This is a genomic window from Paenisporosarcina sp. P5_A11, from assembly GCF_056400705.1.
Genome location: NZ_JBFUKT010000398.1, coordinates 1 through 571 on the forward strand (window position 1 = coordinate 1; position 571 = coordinate 571).

Below are 571 nucleotides of genomic sequence, written 5' to 3' on the forward strand. Positions count from 1 at the left end.
CCTTCACTCCAAGTGTTTTTATACGGATTCAATTCTGAATTTGACCAAACTTGGTTACACTGTAAATCCTCAGTACAAGTCAAAAATTCCATTTTGTCAAAATCAAGAAGGCTTGTGGCATAACCTGTTTTAGATGGAATGCTTTTAAGAGTCGCATAGTTACCTGGACTCACATTTGTCGTAAATGAACGGCTCCAGTCTTTAGAAGGTAATGATTTCTGACCATCAAGAACAATGGTGTATTGGAAACCAATTAAAATTAAAATAATTAAAAGACTTATAATTTTCAGTTTTTTATTCATATATTTTCCTTTCTTAAGGTATTTACTGACCATAATCATGTCATACTTTACCATATAATGAAATGTGAGAAGTCATCTTTATTTTAAATATTATTTTTGACGACCTTTATAATAGTTTTAGGTATAATAGAAAAAGAAGAATGGGGAGGTTGTCAGATATGCGAAGAGTTATTCATATTATCGTAATATTGACATGTCTTGTTTTAACATTTTTCCTGTATAATAAGCAAATGGGTTCCATTCCGTTAATAATACTATCGATTTACTTG

At 30.3% G+C, this 571-nt stretch carries 1 pseudogene; it reads right to left on the reverse strand.

Annotation, left to right across the window (positions count from 1 at the left end):
- Positions 1 to 302: pseudogene (locus tag AC1DOS_RS20495) on the reverse strand (hypothetical protein); the annotation flags it as partial.
- Between the last annotated feature and the right edge of the window lie 269 nt (positions 303 to 571).